General features: G+C 64.3%; 6 protein-coding genes. 5 read left to right on the forward strand and 1 reads right to left on the reverse strand.

What is annotated here, in order from left to right:
- The first annotated feature begins 28 nt into the window (after window positions 1–28).
- From Q0O97_RS09310 to Q0O97_RS09330, 5 genes are all read left to right on the forward strand, one after another.
- Complete coding sequence (locus tag Q0O97_RS09310; RefSeq protein ID WP_294927832.1) at window positions 29–238, forward strand: DUF2945 domain-containing protein; 210 nt, start codon at window positions 29–31, stop codon at window positions 236–238.
- The gene (locus Q0O97_RS09315; RefSeq protein ID WP_294927835.1) at window positions 231–782 is read left to right on the forward strand and encodes a DUF488 domain-containing protein; all 552 of its coding nucleotides are present in this window, start codon (window positions 231–233) and stop codon (window positions 780–782) included. The genes Q0O97_RS09310 and Q0O97_RS09315 overlap by 8 nt, the downstream gene beginning before the upstream one ends.
- A 149-nt stretch (window positions 783–931) precedes the next feature.
- Window positions 932–1,630 (forward strand): gluconate 2-dehydrogenase subunit 3 family protein, encoded by a 699-nt coding sequence (locus Q0O97_RS09320; RefSeq protein ID WP_294927838.1) that lies wholly within the window; start codon window positions 932–934, stop codon window positions 1,628–1,630.
- 2 nt (window positions 1,631–1,632) lie between these two features.
- Window positions 1,633–3,402 carry a GMC family oxidoreductase gene (locus Q0O97_RS09325; RefSeq protein ID WP_294927841.1) on the forward strand — a complete coding sequence of 590 codons (1,770 nt, stop codon included), beginning with the start codon at window positions 1,633–1,635 and terminating at the stop codon, window positions 3,400–3,402.
- An 11-nt stretch (window positions 3,403–3,413) separates the two neighbouring features.
- On the forward strand, window positions 3,414–4,775 hold the full coding sequence (locus Q0O97_RS09330) for a cytochrome c (protein WP_294927844.1): 1,362 nt from the start codon (window positions 3,414–3,416) through the stop codon (window positions 4,773–4,775).
- Between the two features lie 159 nt (window positions 4,776–4,934).
- Here the strand turns inward: Q0O97_RS09330 and Q0O97_RS09335 are convergent, their stop codons facing one another.
- Entirely contained in the window at window positions 4,935–5,717 is a 783-nt protein-coding gene (locus Q0O97_RS09335; RefSeq protein ID WP_294927847.1) for a nucleotidyltransferase domain-containing protein, read from the reverse strand.
- Between the last annotated feature and the right edge of the window lie 283 nt (window positions 5,718–6,000).

Consider the following 6,000-nt stretch of genomic DNA (forward strand, 5'->3'; position numbering starts at 1 on the left):
ACCCCACGAAAAGCAAGGAGTCCGAACAATGTCCAGGCGCTACAAGATCGGCGATCATGTGAGCTGGAATTCCGAGGCCGGCAGGGTCTCGGGGACCATCATCAAGGTCCATACCAGCGATTTCGACTACAAGGGCCACACCCATCGCGCGACGCAAGACGACCCCCAATATGAAATCAAGAGCGACAAGACCGACCACGTCGCCGCGCACAAGGGCGGCGCGCTGGACCGTGACTAAGACCGCGGACCCGCCCTTTTTCACCATCGGCCATTCAAACAGAAGCGTCGCGGCCCTTGTCGGGCTGTTGCGCGAAGCAGGGGTCCGGCATGTCGCCGATATCCGCAAGTTCCCGATGTCGCGGGCCAATCCGCAATTCAACGCGGATACGCTGGCCGCCACCCTGTCCGGCGCCGGGATCGGCTGGCAGCATATCGCCGCATTGGGCGGCCTGCGCGGCAAGGGCAAGGCATTGCCCGACGACATCAACGGCTTGTGGTCGAACCGAAGCTTTCACAACTATGCCGATTACGCGCTGTCCGAACCCTTCCGCGAGGGGCTGGAGCAGTTGAAACAGGCCGGGCGCGCCCAACCCGTGGCGATCATGTGCGCCGAAGCGGTCTGGTGGCGATGCCACCGCCGCATCGTAGCCGATTACCTCATCGCCGGCGGGCGGGCCGTCTTTCACATCGTGGGACCGGGCCGCATCGAACCTGCCCGCCTGACTGCGGGCGCCGTCGTCGGACCGGGCGAATCGGTCACCTACCCGGCCCCGCCTTCCTGACGCCCGACACCCCGGCCAGCGGCCCCTTGCGGCCATGCGGCGGGTCCACTAGCCTTCAGGTGACGGCAAAGGGCCGCGCGTCCCGATGCCGCACCCGCCGCCCACCGATGGGCCTGAAGACAACACCAACCGTTATGGCAGGTATCCCAATGTCCGATCTTCCAGGTTATCCGAACCGCCGCGGCTTTCTGAAAACATCGGCAGCCTCGGTCGCCCTTGCCGGAATCGCGGCGCGGGCCGAGGCGCAGGCCGACACCGTGCCGCCGCTTGACGAATACTGGCCCGAATATCTGGACGCGGCGGAATGGGCCTTCGTCATGGCCGCCTGCGCGCGGCTGATCCCGTCCGAGGGCGACGGTCCCGGCGCGATCGAGGCGCGGGTGCCCGTCTTCATCGACCGCCAGCTTGCCGATTACTACGGGCGCGCGGATATCTGGTATATGGAAGGGCCGCACGACCCGACCGCGCCGCCGGAATTCGGCTGGCAGACGCCCCTGACCCCGGCGGAACTTTACCGTCAGGCCATCCCGGCCTTCAACGCATGGTGCGAACGCACCCACGGCGCGGCCTTCCCCGACCTGGACCCGCAGGCGCAGGACGAGGCGCTGACCGCGCTGGACGAGGGCGAAACCGACCTTGCCCCGGAACTGTCCCCCTTCTTCACCACCCTGCTGAACAACACGAAAGAGGGCTATTTCGCCGACCCGATCCACGGCGGCAACCACGGGATGCAGGCATGGGTCTATATCGGCTTTCCCGGCGCGCGGGCGGCCTATCGCGAATGGGCGGGGCGGCATAACGTCCAATACCCCCTCGGCCCGGTCTCGATCAGCGGCGAGAGGGCATGAGCATGGCACGTCAGGAAGCAAAGAAGGATGTCGTCATCGTCGGCCTGGGCTGGACCGGCGCGATCGCGGGGATCGAACTGGCACAGGAAGGGCTGGAGATCGTGGCGCTGGAACGCGGGCGCGACCAGGCCACCGTGCCCGAGTTCAAGTATCCCGACCAGATCGACGAGCTTACCTGGGGCGTGCGGCTGAAGAACATGCAGCACCCGCGCCGCCAGACCGTGACCGTCCGCCGCAACGGCGATGAAACCGCCCTGCCGCTGCGCGCCCTTGGCTCTTTCCTGCCCGCCGATGGCGTCGGCGGCGCGGGCACGCATTGGAACGGTCTCAACTGGCGCCCCCAACCCGAGGAAATGCGGCTGCTCAGCCATATCCGCGAAAACTGGGGCGACGAGATCATCCCCGAGGGCATGTCGCTGGGCGACTACCCCGTCACCTATGACGAGCTTGAGCCTTTCTTCACCCGTTTTGAACAGGTCGCCGGGATCTCGGGTCAGGCGGGCAACCTGAACGGCCAGATCCAGCCGGGCGGCAACCCGTTCGAGGGCTGGCGCTCGACCGATTACCCCATGCCGCCGATGCCCACGACATGGGACAGCCACAAGTTCCGCGAGGCGGCGCTGGCGATGGGGCTGCACCCCTTCCCCGCCCCGGCGGGCATCGCCTCGACCAGCTATGTCAACCCTTACGGAATGCAGATGGGGCCGTGCAACCTGTGCGGCTTCTGCGAGCGTTACGGCTGTTATCAATATTCCAAATCCTCGCCCCAGACGGCGATCCTGGATGCGCTGAAACGCCATCCGAATTTTTCATACCGCACCCATGCCGAGGTCCTGCGGGTCGAACTGGCCCCGGACGGGCGGACCGCCACCGGCGTGACCTATTTCGACGAGGAGGCGCAGGAAGAGGTCTTCCAGCCTGCCGATATCGTCATCCTCGCGGCCTATCAGCTCAACAACGTGCATCTGATGATGGTCTCGGGGCTGGCCGAGATCTACGACCCCGCCACCGATCAGGGGGTGCTGGGCAAGAACTACGGCTATCAGATGAACGGCGGCGCGACGCTGTTTTTCCGCGACGAACATTTCAACCCCTTCGTCGGCCACGGCTCGAACGGGATGTGCATCGACGATTACGGGATGAACCGCAACGATTACGGCGCGCTCGGCTTCATCGGCGGGGCCTATTGGCGGTCGGGGCTGACCAATGGCCAGCCGATCCGCTCGATGCCGCTGCCATCCGGGACGCCCTCATGGGGGGCGGGGTGGAAGGCCGGCGTGGGCGAATGGTATGGCCATGCGATGTCCATCGGCTCGCACGGGTCGAACATGTCCTATCGCGCGAACCACCTGGACCTGGACCCGACCTATACCGACCGCCACGGGCGCCCGCTGATGCGGATGACCTTCGACTGGCAGGAAAACGACCTGCGGATGAACCAATACATGAAGGCGCGGGTCGAAGAGGTCGCCGCCAGCATGAACCCCGACATCATGCAATCCAGCTTCAAGGGACCGGGCGCGCGATACGATGTCCGCCCCTATCAGACCACGCATAACACCGGCGGCCATATCATGTCCGCAAGCCCGAACGAAGGCGTGGTCAACCGCTATTCCCAGATGTGGGGGCAGCACAACGTCTTTGCGATGGGCGCGGGGAACTTCGTCCAGAACACCCAATACAACCCGACCGGGCTTCTGGGCGGGCTGGCTTATTGGACCGTGGACGCGATCCGCAGCCAGTACCTGTCCAACCCCCGTCCGCTGGTGTGAGGAGCAAGCCGATGCTGACATTCCTTCGCATTCTGACCGCGCTGGCCCTGATCGGGATCGTCGTGCTGCTGGCGCTGATCTTCGTCCCCGTCCGCCTGACCCAGCCGACCGAGCAACTCGCCGCCGACTGGCAGCCCGATCCGGGGCATGGCGAGCAGGTCTTTCACGCCTCGGATTGCGTGGCCTGCCATACCGCCCCCGGCGGCATGGAACTGGCGGGCGGGCGGGGCATCGAAAGCCCGCTCGGCACGATCTGGTCCACCAATATCACCCCCGACCCCGAAACCGGCATCGGCGGCATGACGATGGACGAATTCCGCGCCGTCATGCTGGACGGTATCGGGCGCGACGGGCGGCATCTCTATCCCGCGATGCCCTATGAGAACTATCGCCTGATGACCGAGCGCGACCTGCGCGCCCTTTACGCCTACCTGATGAACGAGGTCGAGCCGGTCCGCCACGAGGTCGAGCCGACCAGCCTGACCTTCCCCTTCAACATGCGTTTCGGGCTGCGGGCATGGAACTGGCTGGCGCTGTCCCACGACGCGGGCTTCACCCCGCAAGGCCGGTCCGAGGTCATGGATCGCGGGCAATATCTGGTCGAGGGGCCGGGCCATTGCGCCGCCTGCCACAGCCCGCGCAATATCTTCATGGCGCAGGATGGCGTGCAGGCGAGCGATGCGAACTTCCTGACCGGCGGTGTCGTCGACGGCTGGAACGCGCCCAGCCTGCGCGGCGAGGGCGCGGCCCCACAACGCTGGCCGGTCGGCGAACTCGCGGCCTATCTGGCGACGGGGCGCAACGCATTCTCGACCGCCAATGGCGAGATGGGGCTGGTCGTCGCCCATTCCATGCAGCACCTGCCCGACGGGGACATCTTTGCCATCGCCGCCTTCCTCAAGGGAATGGACGGCGCCCCGGTCGAGGAAGAGACCGCCTTCGCACCCCCCGGCCCGATCGCGATCGAAAAGCCCCAGGCCGATCAGGCGGGCGAGGCAACCGCCGCCATGCTGACCGAGGCCGAGCCGGGAATGCCGCTTGGCGCGCGGCTATACTTGGACAACTGCGTCGCCTGCCATTTCGCATCCGGGCGCGGGGCCGATGGGATCTTCCCCAAGCTGCAAGGCAATACGCTGGTGCTGGGGTCCGAGACCGGACCGCTCTTGTCCGTGATCCTCTACGGCGCGAATGTGCCCGGCACGGAAAAGCGCCCGATGGAGCTGGTCATGCAAGGCTACGCCGACCGCCTGTCGGATGAGGAGGTCGCCGAACTCGCCACCTTCCTGCGGCAGGCATGGGGCAACGACGCACCCCCCGTCACCCCCGCCGAGGCCGCCGCCGAACGCGAAAACCCCCGCGCGACGCATCACTAGCGACGATCAGACCTCCAGGGGTCGGGACGCCATGCGCCCCGGCCCGTTCGCCCGCTCCACCCCCGCCAAGGCCCTGAACCAAGCGCCCCTGAGCATGGGTCAGGCCGGGCGCCCCCGATCTGCGATGATCACAACAGGATGACGACTAACTGAAATATGTCACGGCCATTGAGCATTCTCCCCTACAATACGGGCCATCCACCCAGAGAATGCCTGCAAGCGCCTTGAGAAATCTTCCAAGGCCGCATCCGGCGTAAATGCCTGCTCATAGAAATACAGCAGTCTATCGCCATGCGCAGGAAAAAGGCGCTGAAACCTTGTGAGGTATTCTTCAAGTGTTTCCGGCCAGTCCGGGTCCGTTTCCTTCCGTAACACATTGGTCGAACGAATCAACTTGCGCGCGGCTTCCTTTACAAGACGACGGACCACCGCTTCCGGCTGTGCAATTGCAAGCCGACTTTGATACCGTTGAAGGACCTGCTCAAAATCGCCGTTTACTGCCAGAGCAAGCGTGCGGGATGGGCGAAACAGGGGAATACCCTCAGCCAGATCATCGCCCGCAATACACCGGCAATGATGCTTAAGCCAATAGCGCCAGGCCACCCCGGTCTCTGCCGACAGGATATCTTGCAGCACGCCGATATCGAAATCTACTTTACTTGCAATTGGATAAGCAGCCTCAATTTCCTGCCTGATCTCTTCAATGACGATGCTGGCCCGGTTCGATGGTGGATTTCGTAAAACCAGTGACAAGTCCAGATCGGAACACCCTGAAATCGCGCGGCCACTGGCAACGCTGCCATAAACATAGATGCTGTGTATCAGCGGAAATATCTGGGGCCGCAATCTGAGCCGAACATTCTCAAGCATCGGGCGGTATTCGTTTTGAAAAGGCGCGTTTTCCACCACAGCAATCAAACCGCGCCGATCAATGCCCATCATCGCCCTACCTTTCAGGTCGTGGCTAGGCTGAATTTCTTTAACGGTCAACATCTGCCGAAGGCTTGAACCATCCTGTCCCCTCACGACAAGGCCCGCCCCTTTTCGGGGCGATCATGCCGGAATGCTGCGGATCCTGTGCGACGTCGGACAGCCGCCCCCCCTTCACGCCACGACAAAGCCCGCCCCTTTCGGGGCGGGCCTTCTTTCTTCACGCGGTTGCCCTTGGGGGCTTCGCGATCACTCGATGATTTTCGAGACCACGCCTGCGCCAACCGTGCGGCCG

This window comes from uncultured Paracoccus sp. (genome assembly GCF_945915435.1).
GTDB lineage: Bacteria > Pseudomonadota > Alphaproteobacteria > Rhodobacterales > Rhodobacteraceae > Paracoccus.

Coding starts and splice junctions, on each gene's coding strand:
- Q0O97_RS09310 (WP_294927832.1), top strand. CDS start 29: ATGTCCAGGCGCTACAAGATCGGCGATCATGTGAGCTGGAATTCCGAG.
- Q0O97_RS09320 (WP_294927838.1), top strand. CDS start 932: ATGTCCGATCTTCCAGGTTATCCGAACCGCCGCGGCTTTCTGAAAACA.
- Q0O97_RS09325 (WP_294927841.1), top strand. CDS start 1,633: ATGGCACGTCAGGAAGCAAAGAAGGATGTCGTCATCGTCGGCCTGGGC.
- Q0O97_RS09330 (WP_294927844.1), top strand. CDS start 3,414: ATGCTGACATTCCTTCGCATTCTGACCGCGCTGGCCCTGATCGGGATC.
- Q0O97_RS09335 (WP_294927847.1), bottom strand. CDS start 5,717: ATGATGGGCATTGATCGGCGCGGTTTGATTGCTGTGGTGGAAAACGCG.